Here is a 21,945-nt window from a genome sequence, read left to right on the forward strand (position 1 = left end):
TCCGCAGCCGACACATCCCGCCGACGCCACAAGCGACGGTGCTTCCGCCCCACCCAGCCTGGATGCCTCGGCCCGGCGTTCCTACCGGAACCGCCACCGTCGGACGCTGCGCCCACCGGCGTGCGAGCAACCACCCCGAGCCAACCCGCATCGCGCGGCGTTGGCCCGATGCTTTTCGATCGCCGTCCTGGCATGTGCCAACCGCGCAGGCCGTGGTGGTGCAGCGGATCGAGCGCGTCCAGCCAACCGACCAGCGCATGCCGTACCCCGCACGTGCGCCCTTGCGAGGCATTCAGAAAAAGCGAACAGGCCTTCGGCAGAATCCGCTTTCCTTGTCGAATGAGGTGCAATATGGTTCGGTCGACCTTCCGTGGCGTTGCAGTGTGGGCTTCCATTCCACTCCGCCGCGCGACGCAACCGCAAAGATGGCGAACGGCATGACGAACATCGTGGATCAGCAAGGCAAGGGACGGGCAGGGCAGGGCGAGCGCCCGGATGCCGTCCGTGACGGTTCAGGAGGAGGTCGTGGTGGAAAAGCCGGAAAGGGTGGCGGGGAGCGTGGCCGCAAGCGCGAACCGCTGCCCGAATCCGCACTGGCCGCAGCCGCCGCGGCGCTCGCGCCCGACCTCGACGCCGGCGTCACTCCGCGCCCCGACCGTCTGATCGAATACCTGCACCGCCTGCAGGACGCCCACGGCGCCCTCTTCGCAGACCACCTCGCAGCGCTTGCCGAGGCGCTGAAATTCGCGCGCGCGGAAGTCTTCGAGGTCGCGACCTTCTATCACCATTTCGACTTCGTGCCGACCGGCGCGGAAGCGCCGCCCAAGCTCACCGTGCGCGTATGCGATTCGCTCGGCTGTGCGATGGCGGGCGGCGCCGAATTGGCCGCGTCGCTTGCGACCCGCCTTGGCGCCGAAGTGCGCGTGCAGCGCGTGCCCTGTGTCGGCCGCTGCGACAGTGCGCCCGTCGCAGTCGTCGGGCAGAAGCCGGTGCTCAGTGCGGATGCCGACAAAGTCGCGGCAATCGTCGCGAGCGGCGAGCGCGAGGAGGCGCTGCCGGACGCGATCCGCTTCGACGCCTATCGCGCCACGGGCGGCTACGCGCTGTGGGAGGCAGTGCGCAGCGGCGAGCGTGACGCCGATTCGATCATCACTGCGCTCGACGGAGCGGGACTTCGAGGCCTCGGCGGCGCCGGCTTCCCCGCCGCGCGCAAGTGGCGCACGGTCGCCGCCCAACCCGCGCCGCGCAACATGGCCGTGAACATCGACGAGGGCGAACCCGGCACCTTCAAGGACCGGCACTACCTCGCGACCGATCCGCACCGCTTCATCGAAGGGATGCTGATCGCCGCCCGCGTCGTGGGCATTGCGGGCATCTGGATCTACATCCGCGACGAATACGCCGCGCTGCGGCGCCTGCTCGCCGAAGAGCTCGACCGCGTGCGCGTCGAATGGCCGGATCTGCCTCCGATCGAGCTACGACGCGGCGCGGGTGCCTACGTCTGCGGCGAAGAATCCGCGATGATCGAGTCGATCGAAGGCAAACGCGGCATGCCGCGGCTGCGTCCGCCCTACGTCGCCGAAGTGGGCCTCTTCGGCCGCCCGACGCTCGAGCACAACCTCGAGACGCTGTGGTGGGTGAGGGATATTGTGGAACGCGGCGGCGACTGGTTCGCGAGCCACGGCCGCAACGGCCGCAAGGGCCTCAGGAGTTTCTCCGTCAGCGGCCGCGTCGCGAAGCCCGGTGTGGTCGTCACCGATGCCGGCATCACGCTGCGCGAACTCATCGACGAACACTGCGGCGGCATGCTCCCCGGCCACGAGCTCTACGGCTACTTCCCCGGCGGCGCCTCGGGCGGCATCCTGCCTGCGAGCCTCGCCAACGTTCCGCTCGACTTCGACACCCTCGCGCCCTACGGCTGCTTTATCGGCTCGGCGGCGATCGTCGTGTTCTCGCAGCACGACCAGGCGCGCCTGCTGGCCGAAAACGCGATGGAATTCTTCGCCCACGAATCCTGCGGCCAATGCACGCCCTGTCGCGTCGGCACGGCGAAGGCGGCCGGGCTGATGAAGGCGCCGGAATGGGATGCCGGGCTCCTGAAGGAACTCGGACGCACGATGATGGATGCCTCGATCTGCGGTCTCGGCCAGGCCGCGCCGAACCCGATGCAATCGGTGCTGCGCTTCTTCCCGCAGGAAGTGGGTGCAGCGAAAGAGGAGGGCGCAGCATGAACGCCGCCGACATGATCCGCTTCGAACTCGACGGCCGCGAGATCGACGCCGCACCCGGCGAATCGATCCTGCAGGCCGCGCGCCGCGCCGGCACCGACATCCCGCACCTGTGCTACACCGACGGCCTGCGCGCCGACGGCAACTGCCGCGCCTGTGTCGTCGAGATCGACGGCGAGCGCGTACTCGCGCCCTCGTGCTGCCGCGCGCCCAAGCCCGGCATGAAGGCCAAGGCCGAGAGCGAACGCGCGCGCGCTTCCCAACGCATGGTGCTGGAACTGCTGCGCGCCGACGTGCCCGCCGAGACCGAGAAGGCCGATTCCGAACTCGCGCACTGGTGCGGCGAACTCGGCGTGAAGGAAAGCCGCTTCGTCCGCCGCGAGAACCCCGCGCCCGACCGCAGCCACCCCGGCATCGCCGTCAACCTCGCCGCCTGCATCCAATGCACGCGCTGCCTGCGCGCCTGCCGCGAGGAGCAGGTCAATGACGTGATCGGCCTCGCGCGCCGAGGCGTCGACACGATGATCGTGTTCGACTTCAACGATCCCATGGGGACATCGACGTGTGTCGGCTGCGGCGAATGCGTGCAGGCCTGTCCGACCGGCGCGCTGTTGCCTGCGGCGCTCGTCGACGCGCCGGGAGTCCCGGTCGCGACGCCGTCGCGGTCGCGTGGCGTGTTTGCAGACGAACCTGTCACTGACGAATCCGGCGCACTGACCGCGACCGGAACCTCGACATCCCGCGCCGGAACGGCGTCTGCAGCCTCGGCTGCGCTCGCCCCGAAGTCGCTGTCCGGTGAGGATGCAAGCGGGTCTGCGACCGGGAGCATCGCACCGGCTCGTGAAGCCTCGTCGGCAACCCGTGCAATCGACTCGCTGTGCCCCTACTGCGGCGTCGGCTGCCAGACCACCTACCACGTCGCCGGCGAAGGCGAGCAGGCGAAGATCATCCACGTCGTCGGCCGCGACGGCCCCGCCAACGCCGGCCGCCTGTGCGTCAAAGGCCGCTACGGCTTCGGCTACCCGCGCCATTCGCACCGCCTGACGACACCGCTGATCCGCAAGCCCGGCATTCCGAAGTCCGTCGACCTCGACCCGTCTAACCCCCTCGCCGCCTTCCGTGAAGCGAGCTGGGAAGAAGCGCTCGACGCCGCCGCCGCCGGCCTCGCCCGCATCAAGGCCGCTCACGGCCCGCATGCCCTCGCCGGCTTCGGCTCCGCGAAAGGCAGCAACGAAGAGGCCTACCTCTTCCAGAAGCTCGTCCGCACCGGCTTCGGCACGCACAACGTCGATCACTGCACGCGCCTGTGCCACGCCTCCTCGGTTGCGGCGCTCCTTGAAGGCATCGGCTCCGGCGCAGTGTCCAACCCCGTGCGCGACGTCGAATTCGCCGACGTGATCGTCGTCATCGGCGCGAACCCCGCCGCGAACCATCCGGTCGCCGCGTCCTTCATGAAGAACGCAGTAGAGCGGGGCGCGAAGCTGATCCTGATGGACCCGCGCGAAACCCCGCTCGCGCGCCACGCCCACCGCTTCCTGCAATTCCGCCCCGACGCCGACGTCACGCTGCTCTTGTCGCTCGCCTGCGTGATCATCGAAGAAGGGCTCACCGACGAAGCCTTCATCGCCGCGCGCACCGAAGGTTTCGAGGCCTTCCGCAGCGCAGCCCTCGCATTCCCGCCCGAACGCGTCGAACCCATCACCGGCATCCCGGCCGAAACCGCCCGCGAAGTCGCCCGCCTCTACGCGAAGGGCCCCAACAGCATGATCTTCTGGGGCATGGGCATCTCGCAGCACATCCACGGCACCGACAACTCGCGCTGCCTCATCGCGCTCGCGCTGATGACCGGTCAGATCGGCCGCCGCGGCACCGGCCTGCACCCGCTGCGCGGCCAGAACAACGTCCAGGGCGCGTCCGACGCGGGCCTCATCCCGATGATGTTCCCCGACTACCAGCGCGTCAGTGATCCGGCGATCCGTGCCAAGTTCGAGACGCTGTGGGACACCCCGCTCTCCGACAAGCCTGGCCTGACGGTCGTCGAGATCATGGACGCCGCGCTCGCCGGCCAGATCCGCGGCATGTACATCGAAGGCGAAAACCCCGCGATGTCCGACCCCGACCTCGCGCACGCCCGCGCCGCGCTCGGCGGCCTCGACCACCTCGTCGTGCAGGACCTCTTCCTCACCGAGACCGCGATGCTCGCCGACGTGATCCTGCCCGCCTCCAGCCTGATGGAGAAAACCGGCAGCTTCACCAACACCGACCGCCTCGTGCAGCTCTCGCAACCCGTGCTGCCGCTCCCCGGCGACGCGCGTCCCGACTGGTGGATCATCCAGCAGATGGCGCAGCGCCTGGGCCTGCCGTGGAACTACGCCGGCCCCGCCGAAATCTTCGACGAACTGCGCCACGCGATGCCCAGCTACGCCGGCATCACCTGGGCCCAGCTCGAGCGCGACAGCGCGGTCATCGCCCCGAAATTCACCGAGGACGGCCCGTCCTACCCGGTGCTCTTCGAACAAGACTTCCCGACCGCCGACGGCCGCGCCCGCTTCGTCCCCGTCACGCCGCTGCCCGCGGCGGAACTCCCCGACGCCGACTACCCGATGGTCCTCACCACCGGCCGCGTGCTCGAACACTGGCACACCGGTTCCATGACCCGCCGCGCCAACGTCCTCGATGCCCTCGAACCCCAGCCCTGGTGCTCCGTCCACCCCGACGACCTCGCAGCCAAGGGACTCGGATCAGGCGCATTGGTACGACTGGAAACCCGCCGCGGCGCCATCACCCTGGAGGCCCGCGCCGACCGCGCCATGCAGCTCGGCTCGATCTTCATGCCCTTCTGCTACGTCGAAGCGGCGGCGAACTTGCTGACGCAGCCCGCCCTCGACCCCTTCGGCAAAATCCCCGAATTCAAGTATTGCGCGGTAAAACTGACTCCAGAAACAATCATCCAGACCTGAAGCCCGTTCACCGGCGGGCGAAGGCAACAGCGCTTCCTGCCGCCACCCGCCGCCGTGGTGCTGCATCAACACCCCAGCAACAGCCCCCCGCCCCCGTGGTCGAGCAGCCACACATTGGCCGTGGTAGCGGTGGCGCAGTAGCCACATCCCCGCCCGAACCCCGCATTTCATGCGATGATGCCTCTTTTCGTCCGCAGTTCCCGTTGCTACCCGAAATGACTACCGAAATCACTCCCGAAGCCCAAGCCGAAGAAACCGCAGTGCAGACCCCGGCCAAGGCGAAGCCCGCCGGCATCGACGCCCGCGCCCTCCTGCTGAAGCTTCAGGAAACCTCGCCCACCTTCCGCGAAGTCAAACCGCTCGCGCTGCGGATCGACAAAGCCATCGCCGAACGCTTCCCGGACCTCGACCGCAAGGTCATCCGCAACGCGATGCGCATCCACACCGCGACCACCAAGTACTTGAAGGCTGTCGAAAAGGCCACCGCCCGCTTCGACCTCGACGGTCAGGAAAGCGGCGAAGTCACCGAAGAACAGCGCCAGCACGCCAGCCAGACCCTCAAGGAACGCTTCGCTGAAGTCGCCAAGCGCAAGAAGGTCGCCGCCGAACAGGAAAAGGCCCAGCGCGAAGCCGAAGAAGCCGAACGCCGCAAGGCCGAGAAACTCACCCAGCTCGTCGGCAAGTTCTCCAAGCGCTAATCGTCGAGCGCGGCGGTCAACTGCGCCGCCGCCCGCTCCGACAGCACGAGGATCAGCTTCATGCTCGCGCGCGTCGCTCCCACGAAGAGCTTGCGCACCGTCAGCTCGTCGAGCGTCTCGAAGTCGATCTCGGTGAAAATCACGCACGGCGCCGCCTGGCCCTTGAAGCGATACACCGAATCGATCAGGAAATCGCCGTCCGAGTAGACCGGATTGCCGAGCAGATCGTAGCGCCCGGTGAACGCCTTCAAGCGGTGCGCGCCGAGCCGATCGTAGGGCGTAAAGCGTGAATGCTCGCGCCCGCGGAACGTGATCGTCGCGATCATCTCGCGGCGAAAACCCAGGCCGATCGCGCGCGTCATCGCCCGCTTGGTCTCCTCGACGAGCTGCGCCGCGTCCTTCCAGACCAGGAACTCGACCTCCGACCCGACAAGCGGGCTGCCGGCTTCCACCGGCTCCGCGAGCGGCAGCATCCGGTTGAGCGCGGCCACGATGTCGGCCGGGCTGCGGTAATTGCGCCCGCTCGTGATGCGCACCCATCCCGGCAGATCCACCGGTGCCCGCCCGTACAGGTTCTGCATCGGATCCTCCAACCACCACGCACGCCCCTCGGGCCGCAGCAGCCGCAGCAAGGCGTCGCGCCACTCCTCGCGGAAGTCCTGCCCCTCGTCGACGATCAGCTCGTCAAAATGCCACGCGTCGCCCGGATCCAGCGCGCGAAACGCCTCCTCCAGGCGCGCGAACGCGTCCGGCCGCCCGAAATCGGGCGCCTGCCCGTGCGCACGCAGCACGCGGTCGCATAGCTGATGATAGGTCGCGATCTCGCCGCCGGGCGGGGCGATCAGCGCGATATGGTCCGCGAGCGGGCGGTTGTAGCAAACGTAGAGTGGCCGGCGCCCGGCGGCGAGCGCGTCGCGGAAGACGGCCATCGCGAGCTGCGTCTTGCCGCTGCCCGCGGTGCCCGTGACGCGCAGCCGGAAAGGTGTCATCTCGATGCGTCGGGCCCATTCGGCGAGCCCGCCGGCGAGCCGCGTATAGAGTGCCTCGGCCTGGCCGACGACCGCATTGACCTCCGGGACGAGCTCCAACTGATCGACGAGGAAGCGCTCGATGTTGTCGAGCACGACGCGGTCGCGCAGCTCGTCGCGCAACAGGCTCTGCACGATCGCCACGAGATGCGGGCGACGGGTCGCATCGACGATGCGCGCCGGATCGAGGCCGGCGCTCCCGGGCTGGCGCACCGTGTAGTCGGGGCAGTAGAGCAGTACGTCGAGGCGCGGCTGATGGCCCTTCAGGAAGACGCCGAGGCGCTCGCGCAGGTGGTCCGCGCTGCGCGCCATCTGCACGCTGACGTTCTTCTTCGTCTTCGAGTAGGTCTTGACGAGGCCTTCGGGCGTCTCGTCGAGGAAGCCCGACTTCTGCTCAATCAGCAGCAGCCGGCCGCTCGGGCCGACGACGATGAAGTCGATCTCGCCGAACACCGCGTGATCGCGGTTCACGCGCGTCCAATGCACGCCGTGATAGACCGTGTGGTCGTCCGGCAAGCCCTCGGCGAGCGTCGCCAGCGTCTCCAGCTCGCGCGCGAGCGCACCGCTCGCCGGCAACTGCCGCCATCCATCGGGGTGTATCCGCGCCATCCTGACCGCCGCAAATCCTGACCGATGGCATATTAACCCGCGGCGGACGGGCGCGGGCCAGGGAGCCTACAGCGCTTGCCGCTTGCGCCTGTCCTTGCGAGTCGGGCCGCCCACACGTCCGCGCCGGTCGCCGCGACGGTCCTGCCCGCTGCGGCGGTCGGCCATGCGCACCTTGCCGTTCTTGCCCACTTCGGCGAGCCAGCGGATGCCTTCCGGATCGATGTGATGGACGGCCGAAAAATCGACGACGAGTTCCTCGAAACGCGGGTCGTTGTTGGCGCGGTGGTAGAGCGACTCGATCACCGGCAGCGATCCGTAATAGATGTTGCCGCGGATGCGCAGCACATTGCCCTCGAGGTCGACGTTCGGATGCGCCTTCTCCCACTTCGCGTAGGCGAGCGCCAGCAGCGAGCCGCAGATCACCGCGCCGAAGAGGCCGAAGATATGCACCGACAGGAAGGACGCGCTGAACACGATCGCTTCCGGCCGGTGCTCGAAGTGCGCGCGGATGTCCGACCAGTCGATCATGTTGGCGCCGACGACCATGATGATCGCTGCCATCGCCGGCACCGGGATGATCGCGATGTACTCGCCGAAGAAACTCACCAGCGCGAGCAGGAAGAGCGCCGACGAGGCGGCGGCAACGCGGCTGCCGGTATTCATCGCCTGCATCAGCGACATGCGGTTGAACGACGCGCAGGTCGGCAGCGCGGAGATGAAGGGCAGCACGCAGTTGCTCACCGCGTCGGCGAAGATGCCGTGGCGCGCATCGACGAACTGGCCGCTCTTGCGGTTCATCATCCGCATCGCCGCGACCGTCTGAAAGAGGCCCAGCAGCGCGAGCGTCACCGCGCCCGGGATGATGCTGATGATGTCGGGCATCGCCTCCTGCGCGAAGAGCGGCAGCGACGGATACACGAAGCCCGCCGGCGAGATGTTCGCCGTCTGCTCGACCAGCGTCTCGCCGAGGCCGAAATGCGCGTTCAGGTACTGCGAATACAGCGTCCCCGCGAGGATGCCGAGCAGGATCCCCCAGTTGCGCAGCGCATGAAACTGCCGCGCGACGATCGTGACGACGAGCGTGATCAGGCCGATGTGGATCGCGTGCATGTTGCCGATCTCGAGCACCGAGAGGAAGCTCTGCCACGCGATCCACAGGCGCCATTCGACCTGGGTGTTCACCGGCAGGCCGGCGAAGGTCGGGAAGGACTTCAGGATCATGTACACGCCGATGCCGCAGATCATGCCGTTCGCGACCGGCTCGCTGACGAAGTCGAGCATGCGGCCGAGCGGGCGGATCGCGAGGAACAGCAGCTGGATCAGCCCGGCGAGCAGGAAGAGCGTCAGCGCGCAGCCGATGTAGTCCGGCCCGAACTGCGGCGCGACCGGCAGCAGCGTCACGCCGACGACCGCCGACTGCGTGCTGTTGGGCCCGCCGTGGAACACGCGCGACGGGTTCAGCAGCGCGGAGGACAGCACGCCCCAGATCGCGCAGTAGATGCCGAAGTAGGACGGTAGCCCGGCGAGCGTCGTCGAGAACGCGATCGCCTGCGGCAGCACGACGACCGCGAGCGTCAGCCCGATCAGCAGCTCGCTGCCGAGCGAACGGCCCCCCAGCGAGGCCCACGAGGACAGGCGCGCGATCATGCCCCGCTTTCCCCGCTTGTGTCGGCGTGGCGCCAGGTCTCGACGGCATGGATCATCGGTGGCATCACCCGCATCATCAACTGGTTCCACAGCGCCGCCAGCGGCCCTTCCTTGTCGCCGGCCGGACGCGGCAGGTTGCTGACGTAGAAGCCGATGTCGCGGCAGTCCTGGTTGGAGAGCGTGCCTTCCTCGCCGAGCGGCATGTTGCGGCAGATGAAGCCGGGCAGGATCGTCGACACGAAGGAGAAGTTGTTGCGCGACTGATGGTTGAACGAGTTCGGGCCCGCCAACGCCGGATACACGACCTTGCCCTCGACGACCGTCCCCAGCCCCTGCGGGCCATGGCAGCGCGCGCATTTCTCCTTGAACAAGGCAGCGCCGCGCACATAGTCGTCGCCGCGCTTCAAGGTCGACGAAGCGGTCACCTCGTCGATGCCCTGTTCCGCGTAACGGTTGCCGAAACGCAGGTCGAGCGCCGCGGCGAGAAAGCGGCTGTAGGCGGTGACGTCGCGGATCAGGTCGTCGGCGACGTTCGGTTTGTAGCCGTTCGACGAGTTGATGTAGCACTGCATCTGGCGCAGCTCGAAGGGCAGCAGGATGCCGGTGAACTGGTCGTACATGTCGGCCATGACCCAGGATGCGCCAAGGCTGAGCGAGCCGGTCTGCGGCACGCCGGCCGCCGTCTGCTTGTCCCCGATGCCCTGATGGCAGTGGTCGCAGCTCGTGTGGGTGCCGCGCACGAAGCGCGTCGAATTCCAGCGTTCGCGGCCCGGGTCGGTGGCGAGCTGCCCCTGCAGGTCATCGATGATGTTGCAGCCGCGCTGGATCGCGCGCACGTCCTGCTCGCTGTAACCGCGCCGCGGATCCGGGTGCCAGCCGCGCGCGAGCATGTAGGTCGAGACGTAGTCGGGGCCGGCCGCGAGGCCGTAGCGGTCGAGCTTGTCGGCGCAGCTCGGCGTCAGCACCACCGCCTGCTCGCGGATCTGTGCGCGCTCCTCGTGGCGCGCGACAGCGAGCGCATAAAGCCCGAGCAGTGCGCCGAACAGCAGCGCGAGCCGCAGCGCCTTCGCCCATCCTGCCGGCAGCGGCCTCATTGCGGGGCCTCCCGCGCGCCTTCGCCGAGCTGCAGGTGATGCGCGACCATGCGCGCGAAGATCCGGATGTCGCGCACGGCCGGGTCGTAGATCGTCGGTACGAAGCCGTCCAGATGCGTGGCGTAGCAGCGCATCACATGCTCCTCGAAAGAGATGCGGCGGCCGAGGGCAGCATCGTAGCGGTCGCCGCTCGCGAAGGCGTAGGCGAGGTCGGTTTCGCTATGGCAGTCGATGCACGCGTTCGGGCGATCGAGCGCGCCCTTGCGCGTGAAACGCCAGGCGTAGCGGTAGGTGTGGTGGATCAGGTTGTAGCCGCTTTGGATCGCGCGGACGAAATAGCCGTCGCGGCCGAAGGTGTCGACGTCGTAGGCCGCGTGAAACGCCTCCCAGCCGGCCTCGGGCTTGCCGTGCGGCGAGAACACCGGCTGGCCGGAACCGAGATGGGCCCACACCGCGAAGCCGATGACGGCGGCGGCACCCAGCGTGCCGCGCAGCACGACGACGAGGCGCGCCCGCCGCGCCGCTCTCCGCCGCTCGCGCACCTTCGCAAGCGCGGCATCCGGTGCCCTATCCATGGGTCAGCGACAGGGGGCAGTCGCCCCACGGAGCCGGTTCGTGCGCGATCCGGCTCAGGAAGGCGGTGAAATGATCGGCGTCGAGTGGATGCGACAGCAGGTAGCCCTGCAGGTAATCGCAGCCGAGACCCTTCAGGAACTCCAGCTGTGCGCGGCTCTCGACGCCCTCGGCGATCACCTTGAGCGAGAGGCTGTGCGCCATCGCGACGATCGCGCGCACCAGCGCGGCGGCCTCGGCGTCCTCGCACAGCGGCGAGACGAAGCTGCGGTCGATCTTCAGCGTGTCGAACGAAAAGCGGCGCAGGTAGCTGAGCGAGGAATAGCCCGTGCCGAAGTCGTCGAGGCTCAGGCGGAGTCCGCGCCCGTGCAGCCGCCCCAGCACATCGTTGATCTGCTGATGGTCGTCGAGCAGGATGTTCTCGGTGATCTCCAGCTCCAGCGAGTGCGGCGACAGCCGGTTGTCCTCGAGCACCTCATGCACCAGCTGCTCCAGGTCCTCGCGCAGCTGCACGCGCGAGATATTGACCGCCAGATAGCCCGGCCCCAGTCCCGTATCCAGCCAGCTGCGCAACTGCCGCCCCGCCTCGCGCATCACCCATTTGCCGATCGCGACGATCTGCCCGGTGCTCTCGGCGAGCGGGATGAAGGTCGCCGGGCTGATGAAGCCTTGTTCCGGATGCAGCCAGCGTAGCAGCACCTCGGCGCCGACATAGGCGCCGTCGTCGGCGCGGAAGATCGGCTGGAAGGCGAGCTGCAGCCCGCCGCGCGCGAGCACCTTGTTCAGCTCCTGCTCGAGCTGCAGGCGCTCGCGCACCTGCGCGTTCATCTCGGCGGTGAAGAAACAGATCGGCGGCCGACCGGGTTTTTTCGCCTGGTACATCGCGTTGTCCGCGTTGGCCATCAGCGACTCGACCGTGTCGCCGTCGTCGGGGTACAAGGCGATGCCGATGCTGCAATGGACGACCACTTCGTGCCCGTCGAGCGAGACCGGTTCCGAGACGGCCTCCAGCAGCCGGCGGGCGACTTCCCGCGCCTCGTTCGGCTGCGCGAGCCGTGGCAGCAGGACCAGGAACTCGTCGCCGCCGAGGCGTGCGAGCGTATCCTCCTCGCGCAGGCGCGAGCGGATGTGGGCGCTGACGTGCGCGAGCAACTGGTCGCCCACCGCATGCCCCATCGTGTCGTTGACGATCTTGAAGTCGTCGAGATCGATGAACATCAGCGCGAAACGCTGCTGCTGGCGGTGGGCCGAGCGGATCTCCTGCTGCAGCCGCTCGATCGCCAGCATCCGGTTCGGCTGCGCCGTCAGCGGATCGTAGTTCGCCTGGTAATGCAGCTTCGCCTGCTCGCGCTGGATCTCGAGCGTCATCGCGTTGAAGGTCTCGCCGAGCCGTCCCAACTCGTCGCGGGAATTCACCGGCACGAGCGTATATTCGCCGCGGCCCAGGTCCTGCGACACCTCGATCAGGCGCTTGACCGGATGCATCACGCTGAACTTGAATACGAGGTAGATCGCCGCGCTCAGGAACAGGATGATGGCTGCGTAGATCGCGAACTGCTGCACGAGCTGCTCGCGGGCCTGCGCCGCGAGTTCCGCGCGGCTGATGCCCACCCGCAGGCGGCCGAGCTGGTGCCCGTCATGGACGATCGGGAATTCGATCGGCATCACGTCGGGCAGCGCCGCGAGCCGCTTGACGAGCTTCTGCATGCGCGGCGGCGGTAGATGGTCGGGCGCGGGGCCGTCCACGCCGAGGCCGCGGCGCACCCGCGCGTCGTCGCCGTTCACATAGGAAGTCAGCGGCTGGTCGTCGTTGTCGACGATGACGCCGTAGACCACGTCGCGCTGACGGCTGACCTCGCGCGCATAGTCGTCGAGGCTGAGGAAGTCGAGCCCGAGGATCGCCTCCGGGCTGATCAACGCGATCAGGTGGCCCAGCACGCGGCCGCGCTCCTCGAGCTGTTGCTCGAGGAGGCGGTTCTGGCTTTGCAGGAAGAAGTAGGCATTCAGCGCCAGCGTGACCGAGAGGATCCCGGCCACGATGAGGATGAACTTGCTCGCGAGGCGCAAGAAGCTTCTCCGTGCTCAGCGCGGAATGACGAGATCCGGCATGACCTTGTGGATGATGCGGCGATGCGGATCGTAGTCCGCGTCGCGCGCCGCGCCGAAACCGGTCATCTCCGCGCGGGCGAGGATCGCGCGCCCTTCGTCGTGCTTGCCCAGTCCGACCAGCAGCGTCTGGATGCGCGTCGCGAGCGCCTGCGGCATGTCCTTGCGCACCGCCCAGGGCAGGTGCTTCACGCGCTCGGTCATGCCCAGATGCATGACCGTATTCGTGTCCATCGCCTCGCGCACGACCGGCAGATCGATCAGGATGTCGCCAGCGCCGCTCGCATCGGCCTGGCTGTGGTAGAGCGAGATCAGCGAGTTCGGCGGATTCTTCGAGAACACCGTCTCATAGTCCGCGGGCTTCAGCCCCGCCTGCAGCAGCAGGTAGCTCGGCAGGATGTAGCTCATCATCGCGTCGGTGCCCCCACCGAACACGATCTTGCGCCCGCGCAACTGGCTGATCGAAGTGATGCCGCTGTCCTTGCGCACATAGAGCGCGCCGGCGACGGTGCCGGTGCCGAACTCCTCGTTGTGCGCGATCACACGGTACTTGTCGGCGGAGCGGACGTAGTGGAACTGGTTGTAATGGACGATATCGAAGCGGCGGTGCTCGACGCCTTCCCAGAACGCGTCGAAATCCTTCGCGGTGACGAGCCGCAGCTCGCGGCCGAGTTCGCGGCTCAGATAGGCGGCGAGCGGCCCGTAGAGCTCGTTGGTGAGCGTCGCCTGACGCCGCGGGAAGATGCCCATCACCAGCGGCGCTTCCGACGCCCGCGCCTCGGGGATCGCGCGCCCGGCGAGCGCGAGGCCCAATCCTCCTGCCAGCCATCCGAGCAGGACGCGCCGGCGTGCACCCTCGGGTCCTGCGCAGCGAGGGCGCACAACTCCCCCAGACCCTATATCCTTGGTCTTAAAACTCATTCCGCTTGTCCCCTGCCGACCCGCTTCTCCGTTACGTCACGGCGCGCGATTCTGTTTTTTGTGTCTAATCGTTAAAGCTTACACGACGTCGCGCGGGCTTGTCGTGATCGGGGACTCGCAACAATGAAAAAGCCCCGCCGGCAGCGCCTGGCGGGGCTTCGAAAACGTCGCGGTCGTGGCGGGTCAGAACTCGAATTCGACCGTCGCGCGCAGCGTGTGGTCGGGCGACGGCTTCGTCAGGCCGACGAGGTAGGCGGCGTTGTACTTGATCGCCGTGTGGTTGCCGGTCTGGATCTTGCCGAAGATTGCCGGGCCGACGCTGTGCTCCTGGTCGTGCGCGCTGTTCCAGTTGCCCCATTCGCCCACTTCGCCCAGGCCCTGCAGGCCGACTTCGAATTGCGGCAGCCAGCGGTACTTCGCCTGCCACTGGTAACCCAGCCCGGTGCGGCTCTTCTCCGCCGAGTCGTAGTGACGCTCGGCCAGCACGTTGAAGTTCACCTGGTACATGCCGAAGTCCTTCTGCGTCAGCAGGCCGACTTTCAGCTCCCAGCCTTCGTCGTGATCGCGCGGGCGCTCGATCTCGACCAGCGCGCCGAGGTCGACGAAGTACTGGCCCGGCTCGGTCAGCTGGAACTTGTTTTCCCATTCGAAGGCTTCACGGCGGAAGCTCTCGCCGCGCTCACGCTCGTACTCGACGCCGATCTCGGTGAACCAGAACTGCGTCACGCCCATGCCGAAGGTCAGGACGCCCGCCGTCTCGTCTTCCTTGCCGTGGTCGCGGAAGGAGCCGGCATTGAATTCGATCTCGCGCTCGCCGTATTCGACGTTCGGCGTGAAGACGTAGTCGGCCGGGCCGGCGTGCGCGAGGCTCGCGCCGAAGGCGGCAATCGCAGCAGCGATAAGCTGTTTTTTCATCGTGTTTCCTTTGGAGTTTTGCGGGGAGGCGGAAATTTCGGCGCGCGAACACCCTCCCGGGCCGGCAGGGCCGGCCGGATCGCGCGTCTCATCTAGGGGTAGGGAGAGTCAGGTCGTCGCGGGGCGCCCGTTGCCGGTCGCGGGCGAGCGCACCAGGTACATGCCGACCGCGATCAACGCGATCGTGCCGAGGTAGAAGATCGCCTGCATCGCGCTCGGACGCGGGTCGTAGCCGGCCAGCACGTGCAGCAGGATCCCGGCCGCCGAAGTCGCCGACAGCCATGCGGAGGTGTCCCACAACGGATCCGCCAGCGCCGGGAGCAAGTCGCCCTGGATCAGGAAGTGGGCCATCTGTCCGGCCATGCCCGCCGCGAGCAGCAGCACCAGGCCGGCGGTGACCGTGAAGAACCAGCGCACCGGCACGCGCAGCAGCCCAGCATACATGCTGAGGCCGAGCAGCACGCCGGCCACGAGCCCGAGGGCGCCACCGCTCAGCACTTGGCCGAGCGACTGGTCCTGCGACATCAGGCCGAACAGGAAGAGCACGGTCTCAGAACCCTCGCGCAGCACCGCCATCGCGATCACCACGGCGATCGCAGACAGCTCGCGCGAACCTTCGGCCACCTCGCGTACCACGTTCTTCGCGTCGCTCACCATCTCACGCGCATGGCGCGACATCCAGATGTTGTGCCATCCGAGCATCGTCACGGCGAGCCCGAGGACGATCGCGTTGAGCACCTCCTGCCCCATGCCGTCGGCCATCTCGGCGATCGTGCCGGCGGCCATCGCGACCGCGACCGAGCCCAGAATGCCCGCGAAGATGCCGCCGGCCACCCAGCGATTACGATGGGGCAGGGTGCGAGCGGCAGCGGCGACGATTCCGACCAGCAGCGCCGCCTCCAGTGATTCGCGAAAGACGATGATGGCGGCGCCGAGCATGATCGATTACTCCGCGATCACCACGCCGCGCGCGGTTTTCTCGTTGAATTCGCCGAAGAACGGGTACTTGCCCGGGTTCAGCGGACCGATGAAGACGCTGGCGGTGGTGCCGCCGGGAATCACTTTTTCGCGGTTGAGCTCGTGGCTCTCGAACTCTTCCGGCGTCGAATCCTGGTTCTGGATCACCAGCTTGACCTTCTGGCCGGCCGGAATGCGGACCTCCTCGGGCTGGAAGCGATGATCCTTGATCACGAGCTGCACTTCGGGACCGGCGGCAAGCGCGATGGCGGGCAGGCACAGCAGGGCGAGAATCAGTCGTTTCATGTCGCACTCCGAGAAGGGTTGATGAATGATAACAATTCGCATTCCTTGTTGGGAAGAGTTCTTCGGAAAATACCGACCTTTTACGTAGTTCCCCGGATGCGCTCGACCGGCCCTGAAGCCCGTGCGAGCCGGGCGTTTCAGCCTCCTCACCGGACTCCCCAAATTGGCCATCGTTTTATTGTGGCTATCGGTCAAACGGATTAGCCTCGGCGTTCAAATCCATAACAAGAGGCTTCCATGAGCGTCAAATTCCGGCTGGCGGCCTTTGTGGCAATTTCCGTCGCGACACTCGTTGCCCTGATCGGCGTCGCGCTGTTCGCGATGAACCGTCTCGCCAGTCTGCAGGACGACGGCTTCGCGAAGACGCAGAGTCAGGCTCATGCGGCCGAAGCCGCTTCGCTCGGCGCGCAGCTGTATCAGGTCTTCGCCGACGCGATCATCAACCGCAACCTCGACGACGCCCGCAAGGAATTCGCCGAACGCCGCACCGAGGCGCTGAACGATCTCGCGCAGCTCGAGCGCGAGGCCGATTCGCCCAACGAGCGCCAGGCAATCGCCGAGGCGCGCAAGTCCGTCGAGAAGGTCGTCGAGCTCTTCGAGAAGCGTCTCCTGCCCAAGCTCGGCGCTGAGAGTGAGCTTCCCGCGGACATCCACGCCATCGACGACGAAGCGGACGCCGCGGTACAGCGCGTCCACGACGAACTGGCGAAGGTCGCCGATTCGATGGGGCGCGAGGCGAAGCAGGCCGACGAGGAGTTCGACGCGGCGCGCACGAAGACGCTGCTGACGGTCATCGTCATCTCGCTCCTGGGCGCGCTTGGCCTCTTCGTCTATTCGCTCTTCGTCGTCCGCTCCATCGTCCGCCCGCTCGCCGCTGCGCAGGCCGTCGCGCGGCGGATTGCGGCGGGCGACCTCAACCGCGACGTCGAGGTCCGGGGCAGCGACGAATTCGCCGAACTGCTGCGCTCCTGCGCCGCGATGCAGAACAGCCTGCGCGAGATCGCAGGCAGTCTGCAGACGCACTCCGACCAGCTCGCGGCGATGAGCCAGCAACTGTCGGCGACGACGACCGAGCTCGCGACGTCCACCGAGATGCAGTCCCAGGCTGCGTCGTCGATGGCGGCCAGCGTCGAAGAGATGTCGGTGAGCATCGCGCAGGTCTCCGATCACGCCAAAGAGGTGCGCGTCGCCGCGGCCGAGTCGGGTCGGCACGCGGCCCACGGCCAAACGACGATGACCGCGATGCTCGACAACAGCCGCGTCACCGCCGCCGCCGTCGATCGCACTGCGGGACAGATCCGCGAGCTTGGCGGCCTGTCGAACGGCATCTCGTCGATCGTCGGCGTGATCCGCGAGATCGCCGACCAGACCAACCTCCTGGCCCTCAACGCCGCGATCGAGGCGGCGCGCGCGGGCGAGCAGGGACGCGGCTTCGCGGTCGTCGCCGACGAAGTGCGCAAGCTCGCCGAGCGCACCAGCGGCTCGACGCAGGAGATCACGGGCATGATCGGCCAGGTGCAGAGCGTGACCCAAGGCGCGGTGGCGAGCATGGAGCAGGTCGTTACGCAGATCGGCAATTTCAATGCGCTCTCGCGCGATGTCGGCGATGCGATCGACGCCGTCAACGCGCAATCGGGCAACGTCATGTCGGCGATCGTCGACATCACCAGCGCATTGCACGAGCAGTCGGTCGCGAGCAACGAAATCGCCCGTCGCGTCGAGCAGACCGCGCAGATGAGCGAGGAGAACAGCGCGGCCGTGAAGGAGACTTCCTCCGCCGCGCAGCAGCTCGAATCCGTCGCGTCGCAACTGCAGGTCACAGCCGGCCGTTTCCACCTCGCCTGACCCGGAGGTCTGCGCACCTTCCTGGTGTGATTCCTTCGGCATAGCGGTGCGCGCGGCGTACAATGCGCTCACTGAAATTCCCTTTTCATAGGTCCGGCGCCGGACCCTACCGCAGGAGTTTGCTCGTGAAGAAAGTTTGCGCCCTCGCATTTGCCGCCATCCTCGCCCTCGGCGCTGGCCTCGCTTCGGCCGCCGATCCGGCCGTGCGCACGGTCGCGGCGGTCCACCAGGAAATGGCCGCGCTGTCGGGCAGCCAGGTGCAGGTCTCGGGCAAGGTCGTGAAGGTCAACAACGGCATCATGGGCCGCAACTTCGTGCACGTGCGCGACGGCTCGGGCGAGCAGGGCACCAACAACCTGATCGTGACCAGCAAGGACACCGCCGTGGTCGGCGACGAAGTCGTCGTCACCGGCCGCGTCCAGCTCGATCGCGATTTCGGTTCGGGCTACCTGTATCCGCTGTTGATCGAAGACGCGACGATCGCCAAGCAGTAAACGCCGGCCGGCCGTAACGCCCTTACGGCTTGTGGCATGCTCTTCGCTCCGGTGAAGCAGAAATCCCATGCCAGGAGTTGCGATGCCCCGACGCGAACGTCTCGTTTATGCCCTGCTGTTGCCCTTGCTGTCCGTCGCCGGAGGAGGGCATGCCGCCGAAGTCAGTGTCGCTGTCGCAGCGAACTTCACCGCGCCGATGCAGAAGATTGCCGCCGAGTTCGAGCGCGACACCGGCCACAAGGCGCAGCTCGCGTTCGGCGCGACCGGCAAGTTCTACGCGCAGATCAAGAACGGGGCGCCTTTCGAGGTTCTGCTCGCCGCCGACGACGCGACCCCTTTGAGGCTCGAGGAGGAGGGCGCCGCCGTGGCCGGCACCCGCTTCACCTACGCGATCGGCCGGCTCGTACTGTGGTCGGCGCAGCCCGGCTTCGTCGACGACAAGGGCGAGGTGCTCAAACGCGGTGCCTTCACCCACCTGTCGATCGCCAATCCCAAGACCGCTCCTTATGGCGCCGCCGCCATGGACGTGCTGCGCAGGCTCGGGCTCGCCGATCAGCTCGCCGCGAAGCTCGTGACCGGCGAAAACATCGCTCAGGCGTATCAATTTGTGGCCAGCGGAAACGCCGAACTGGGCTTCGTCGCCTTGTCGCAGGTGTGGGCCGACGGCCGTCCGACGGGCGGCTCGATGTGGCAGATTCCTGCAGAGCTTCACCAGCCGCTGCGTCAGGACGCCGTGATCCTTGCCGCGGGGCGCGACAAGCCGGCCGCGCGCGCGCTCGCCGATTACCTGCGGGGCCCGAAGGCGGCGGCGATCATCAAGTCCTACGGTTATGGCCTGTAACGGAATTTGACGCGCCATCCGTATATTCCGCCATGACCGGTATGACTAAAGGGATAATATAATTTTACAATTCTTCCCGCGGACCTGGCCGCACGGCCAAGTTCGAGTGCTTCACTCAGGTGCTCGCGCGGATTCGCGTGAAGAATTTCTTTCCTGACGAGGAGTGCGCATGATCAGTTTGAAGAAGCTCGCCTTTGCGGCGGGAGCGTTTGCGATGTCGATGGCCTCGGCCTTCGCGGCCGACCTGACGCTCTACACCTACCACTCCGAGCCCCCGTTCGTCACGGCCGACGGCAAGGGGCTGACTTATGAACTCGCGGATTACCTGACGAAGAAGTCGAAAGGCGCGCTGACCGTGAAGGTGTCGGTACTGCCGCGCGCGCGCGTCGACCAGGCGGTCGCCGCGGCGGACTTCAAGGACGCCGTGCCCTGGGTGTTCCCGGCCTGGTTCAAGGACAAGGACAAGACGACCTACCGCTGGTCGGATGCACTCTTCTCGGACGAGAACGCCGTTGTTTCGTCGCTTGCGAAGAAGGTCGAGTACGCGAGCCCCGAGTCGCTGAAGGGTATGACTTTCGGCGGAGTGCTCGGGCACAATTACGTCGGCATCGACGATCTCGTCAAGGCCGGACAGATCGAGCGCCAGGATTCGCAGAGCGAAGAGGTCAACCTGAAGAAGATCGTCGCAGGCCGGATCGACGTGACCTTTCTGCCGGGTTCCTCGCTGAACTTCCTCGTGCCGCAGCTCGGCATCGAAGGCAAGCTCCACCTCTCCGGTACGCCACAGAGTTCCTATACGCGTCATATCCTGATCGCGAAGAGCAACCCCGAGCTGCTCAAGCAGGTCAATGCCGCGATCGCCGAGATGAAGACGGATGCCGGCTGGCAGGACGTGCTGAAGAAGTACCACGTCAAGGCGAACTGATTATCGCCATGGCGGACGGGTCGCCTGCTCGACAGCAAGCTGTCCTGCGGGCGGCACGAAATTCTTTCGTGACCCGGGTTGCGAAGCGCGGGAGAGATTTGCGATGAATACGAAGAGCATCAGCTTCCGCATCAGTGCGGTGTTCCTGGTCGTGGTGTCCCTGCTCTTGCTGGTGTTCGGGGCGATCAACTATAAGTTGACCCGCGATACGCTCGTCACCGACCTGGACGGCCAGGTGGACACTGTGATGGGACGGCTCGGCTACAGCCTGCCGGCCGCGGTGTGGAATTTCGATAAGCCGCTGGTCACGAAGATCCAGGAAGCCGAGATGGCGGCGGAATTCGTCCGCGGCATCGCGCTGAAGACCGATGCCGAGGGTACGCTCGGACTGGTGCGCGACGGCGCGGGCAAGCTCGTGCCCGGCGACAAGCCGCAGGCCGGCTTCGACGCAGTGCGCGAGGAAACCCTGTATTTCGAGGAGCACGGCAAGAAGACCGAGGTCGGCCGGCTCAGTATCTACGTCTCCTACGCGAACGTCGAAAAGGCGTTGCAACGCGAGATCTATCTGCTCGGGATCCAGATCCTGGTGCTCGACCTCGTGCTCGTGCTCGCCCTGTCGGCGACGCTGCGCCTGCTCGTGCTGCGCCCGCTGCGCGCGGTGTCCGACGCGCTGCGCGAGATCGCGCGCGGCAACGCGGATCTCACGCGCCGGCTCGACGAAGCGCGCCAGGACGAGATCGGCGAGGTCGCGCACTGGTTCAACGTGTTCGTCGAACACATCCAGTCGGTGATCCGTCAGGTCCGCACCGGGGCGTCCGAGCTGGCCGTGGCGGCGGAGCAGACGAGCCGGACGACCGAGGAGAGCAACCAGGCTGCTTGCGCGCAACGCGACCAGGTCGGCGAGGTGACGCAGACCGTCGAGACCTTCGCGGACCATGCGCGCAACATCTCGCGCAGCACCGTGGAGGCGTCCGAGGCGACGGCGAGCGCGCAGGCCGAGGCGGGCAAGGGACACGACGTGGTGCTGCAGGCCGTGCATTCGATGGAGGCGCTGCTGCACGAGGTCGACAACGTCGGCGGCGTGATCCAGGAGCTGACGCGCGACAGCGACAAGATCGCCGCGGTGCTCGGCGTGATCAAGGAGATCGCCGGACAGACCAACCTCCTGGCGCTCAACGCGGCGATCGAAGCCGCGCGTGCCGGCGAGGCGGGACGAGGGTTCGCGGTCGTCGCCGACGAAGTGCGCAAGCTCGCGACGCGCACCCACGAGTCGACCGTCGAGGTCGGCAACGTGATCGCGCAACTGCGCGCCGGCGTCGAGAAGGCCGAGCACGCGATGGAGCAGGGCAAGAAGACCGCGAGCGAAGCCGGCCGCCAGGCGCAGGACGCCGGTCAGGCCATCTACACGATTGCGTCGGCTTTCGAACGCATCGGCGCGGTCAATCGCGACATCGCGGATTCGGCGGCACGCCAGGAGACGATGGTCGAGAACATCTCGCGCAACATCCAGCGCATCAACGACGTGGCGAGCGACACCGCTGCGGCGTCGGACCAGACCGCGCAGGCATCCGAGTCGCTCGCGCGTCTGGCCGAGCAACTCAACGGGGTCGTCGACCGCTTCCACGTGTAAGGGCGGGCTCGGCCGGTTCGGCGGCAATGCGCGTGATGCGTCCCGGCGGACGGAAGTCGTGGCATGCTATTCGCTTCGGCAACGTCATCCGTTGCCGATGTCAGGAGCACCGCCTTTGCCCGCCATCCATGCCCTCTCCTTGCTGCTCGTCGCCGCGCCCCTTTCCGT

At 67.0% G+C, this 21,945-nt stretch carries 17 protein-coding genes; 8 read left to right on the forward strand and 9 right to left on the reverse strand.

The window, feature by feature from the left end; translation table 11 throughout:
- Nucleotides 1-437 precede the first annotated feature (437 nt).
- The 3 genes from VJ673_RS20200 to VJ673_RS20210 all read left to right on the forward strand — a co-directional run bounded on the left by VJ673_RS20200 (nucleotide 438) and on the right by VJ673_RS20210 (nucleotide 5,886).
- Complete coding sequence (locus tag VJ673_RS20200) at nucleotides 438-2,231, forward strand: NAD(P)H-dependent oxidoreductase subunit E (RefSeq protein ID WP_324127966.1); 1,794 nt, start codon at nucleotides 438-440, stop codon at nucleotides 2,229-2,231.
- Entirely contained in the window at nucleotides 2,228-5,188 is a 2,961-nt protein-coding gene (gene fdhF, locus VJ673_RS20205; RefSeq protein ID WP_324127967.1) for a formate dehydrogenase subunit alpha, read from the forward strand. Before VJ673_RS20200 ends, fdhF begins: the two co-directional genes overlap by 4 nt.
- 215 nt (nucleotides 5,189-5,403) lie before the next feature.
- A complete protein-coding gene (locus VJ673_RS20210; RefSeq protein ID WP_324127968.1) occupies nucleotides 5,404-5,886 on the forward strand; it encodes a ProQ/FinO family protein in 483 nt (160 codons plus the stop codon).
- On the opposite strand, the gene VJ673_RS20215 is transcribed toward VJ673_RS20210, so the two are convergent.
- The 9 genes from VJ673_RS20215 to VJ673_RS20255 all read right to left on the reverse strand — a co-directional run bounded on the left by VJ673_RS20215 (nucleotide 5,883) and on the right by VJ673_RS20255 (nucleotide 16,042).
- Complete coding sequence (locus tag VJ673_RS20215; RefSeq protein ID WP_324127969.1) at nucleotides 5,883-7,523, reverse strand: ATP-binding domain-containing protein; 1,641 nt, start codon at nucleotides 7,521-7,523, stop codon at nucleotides 5,883-5,885. The genes VJ673_RS20210 and VJ673_RS20215 overlap by 4 nt on opposite strands.
- Before the next feature lie 66 nt (nucleotides 7,524-7,589).
- Nucleotides 7,590-9,170, reverse strand: a complete 1,581-nt coding sequence (locus tag VJ673_RS20220; RefSeq protein ID WP_324127970.1) for a SulP family inorganic anion transporter — start codon at nucleotides 9,168-9,170, stop codon at nucleotides 7,590-7,592.
- Complete coding sequence (locus tag VJ673_RS20225) at nucleotides 9,167-10,264, reverse strand: c-type cytochrome (protein WP_324127971.1); 1,098 nt, start codon at nucleotides 10,262-10,264, stop codon at nucleotides 9,167-9,169. The genes VJ673_RS20220 and VJ673_RS20225 overlap by 4 nt, the downstream gene beginning before the upstream one ends.
- Complete coding sequence (locus VJ673_RS20230; RefSeq protein WP_324127972.1) at nucleotides 10,261-10,839, reverse strand: hypothetical protein; 579 nt, start codon at nucleotides 10,837-10,839, stop codon at nucleotides 10,261-10,263. The genes VJ673_RS20225 and VJ673_RS20230 overlap by 4 nt, the downstream gene beginning before the upstream one ends.
- Nucleotides 10,832-12,904 (reverse strand): putative bifunctional diguanylate cyclase/phosphodiesterase, encoded by a 2,073-nt coding sequence (locus VJ673_RS20235; protein WP_324127973.1) that lies wholly within the window; start codon nucleotides 12,902-12,904, stop codon nucleotides 10,832-10,834. Before VJ673_RS20235 ends, VJ673_RS20230 begins: the two co-directional genes overlap by 8 nt.
- A gap of 15 nt (nucleotides 12,905-12,919) precedes the next feature.
- Nucleotides 12,920-13,756: a PhnD/SsuA/transferrin family substrate-binding protein gene (locus VJ673_RS20240; RefSeq protein WP_324127974.1), complete on the reverse strand. Its 837-nt coding sequence runs from the start codon at nucleotides 13,754-13,756 to the stop codon at nucleotides 12,920-12,922.
- Nucleotides 13,757-14,047: 291 nt separating this feature from the next.
- Nucleotides 14,048-14,779 (reverse strand): hypothetical protein, encoded by a 732-nt coding sequence (locus VJ673_RS20245; protein WP_324127975.1) that lies wholly within the window; start codon nucleotides 14,777-14,779, stop codon nucleotides 14,048-14,050.
- 108 nt (nucleotides 14,780-14,887) lie between these two features.
- On the reverse strand, nucleotides 14,888-15,718 hold the full coding sequence (locus VJ673_RS20250) for an FTR1 family iron permease (protein ID WP_324127976.1): 831 nt from the start codon (nucleotides 15,716-15,718) through the stop codon (nucleotides 14,888-14,890).
- Between the two features lie 6 nt (nucleotides 15,719-15,724).
- On the reverse strand, nucleotides 15,725-16,042 hold the full coding sequence (locus VJ673_RS20255; RefSeq protein ID WP_324127977.1) for a cupredoxin domain-containing protein: 318 nt from the start codon (nucleotides 16,040-16,042) through the stop codon (nucleotides 15,725-15,727).
- A gap of 237 nt (nucleotides 16,043-16,279) precedes the next feature.
- Between VJ673_RS20255 and VJ673_RS20260 the strand changes: the two genes are divergently transcribed.
- The 5 genes from VJ673_RS20260 to VJ673_RS20280 all read left to right on the forward strand — a co-directional run bounded on the left by VJ673_RS20260 (nucleotide 16,280) and on the right by VJ673_RS20280 (nucleotide 21,777).
- Nucleotides 16,280-17,887, forward strand: a complete 1,608-nt coding sequence (locus VJ673_RS20260) for a methyl-accepting chemotaxis protein (protein WP_324127978.1) — start codon at nucleotides 16,280-16,282, stop codon at nucleotides 17,885-17,887.
- Between the two features lie 125 nt (nucleotides 17,888-18,012).
- The gene (locus VJ673_RS20265) at nucleotides 18,013-18,381 is read left to right on the forward strand and encodes a hypothetical protein (RefSeq protein ID WP_324127979.1); all 369 of its coding nucleotides are present in this window, start codon (nucleotides 18,013-18,015) and stop codon (nucleotides 18,379-18,381) included.
- A gap of 82 nt (nucleotides 18,382-18,463) precedes the next feature.
- Nucleotides 18,464-19,222, forward strand: a complete 759-nt coding sequence (gene modA / locus VJ673_RS20270; RefSeq protein ID WP_324127980.1) for a molybdate ABC transporter substrate-binding protein — start codon at nucleotides 18,464-18,466, stop codon at nucleotides 19,220-19,222.
- 169 nt (nucleotides 19,223-19,391) lie between these two features.
- A complete protein-coding gene (locus tag VJ673_RS20275; protein ID WP_324127981.1) occupies nucleotides 19,392-20,147 on the forward strand; it encodes a substrate-binding periplasmic protein in 756 nt (251 codons plus the stop codon).
- 103 nt (nucleotides 20,148-20,250) lie between these two features.
- A complete protein-coding gene (locus VJ673_RS20280) occupies nucleotides 20,251-21,777 on the forward strand; it encodes a methyl-accepting chemotaxis protein (protein ID WP_324127982.1) in 1,527 nt (508 codons plus the stop codon).
- Nucleotides 21,778-21,945 lie beyond the last annotated feature (168 nt).

Origin of the sequence: Aromatoleum sp., assembly GCF_035254505.1 — a bacterium.
Taxonomy (GTDB): Bacteria; Pseudomonadota; Gammaproteobacteria; order Burkholderiales; family Rhodocyclaceae; genus Aromatoleum.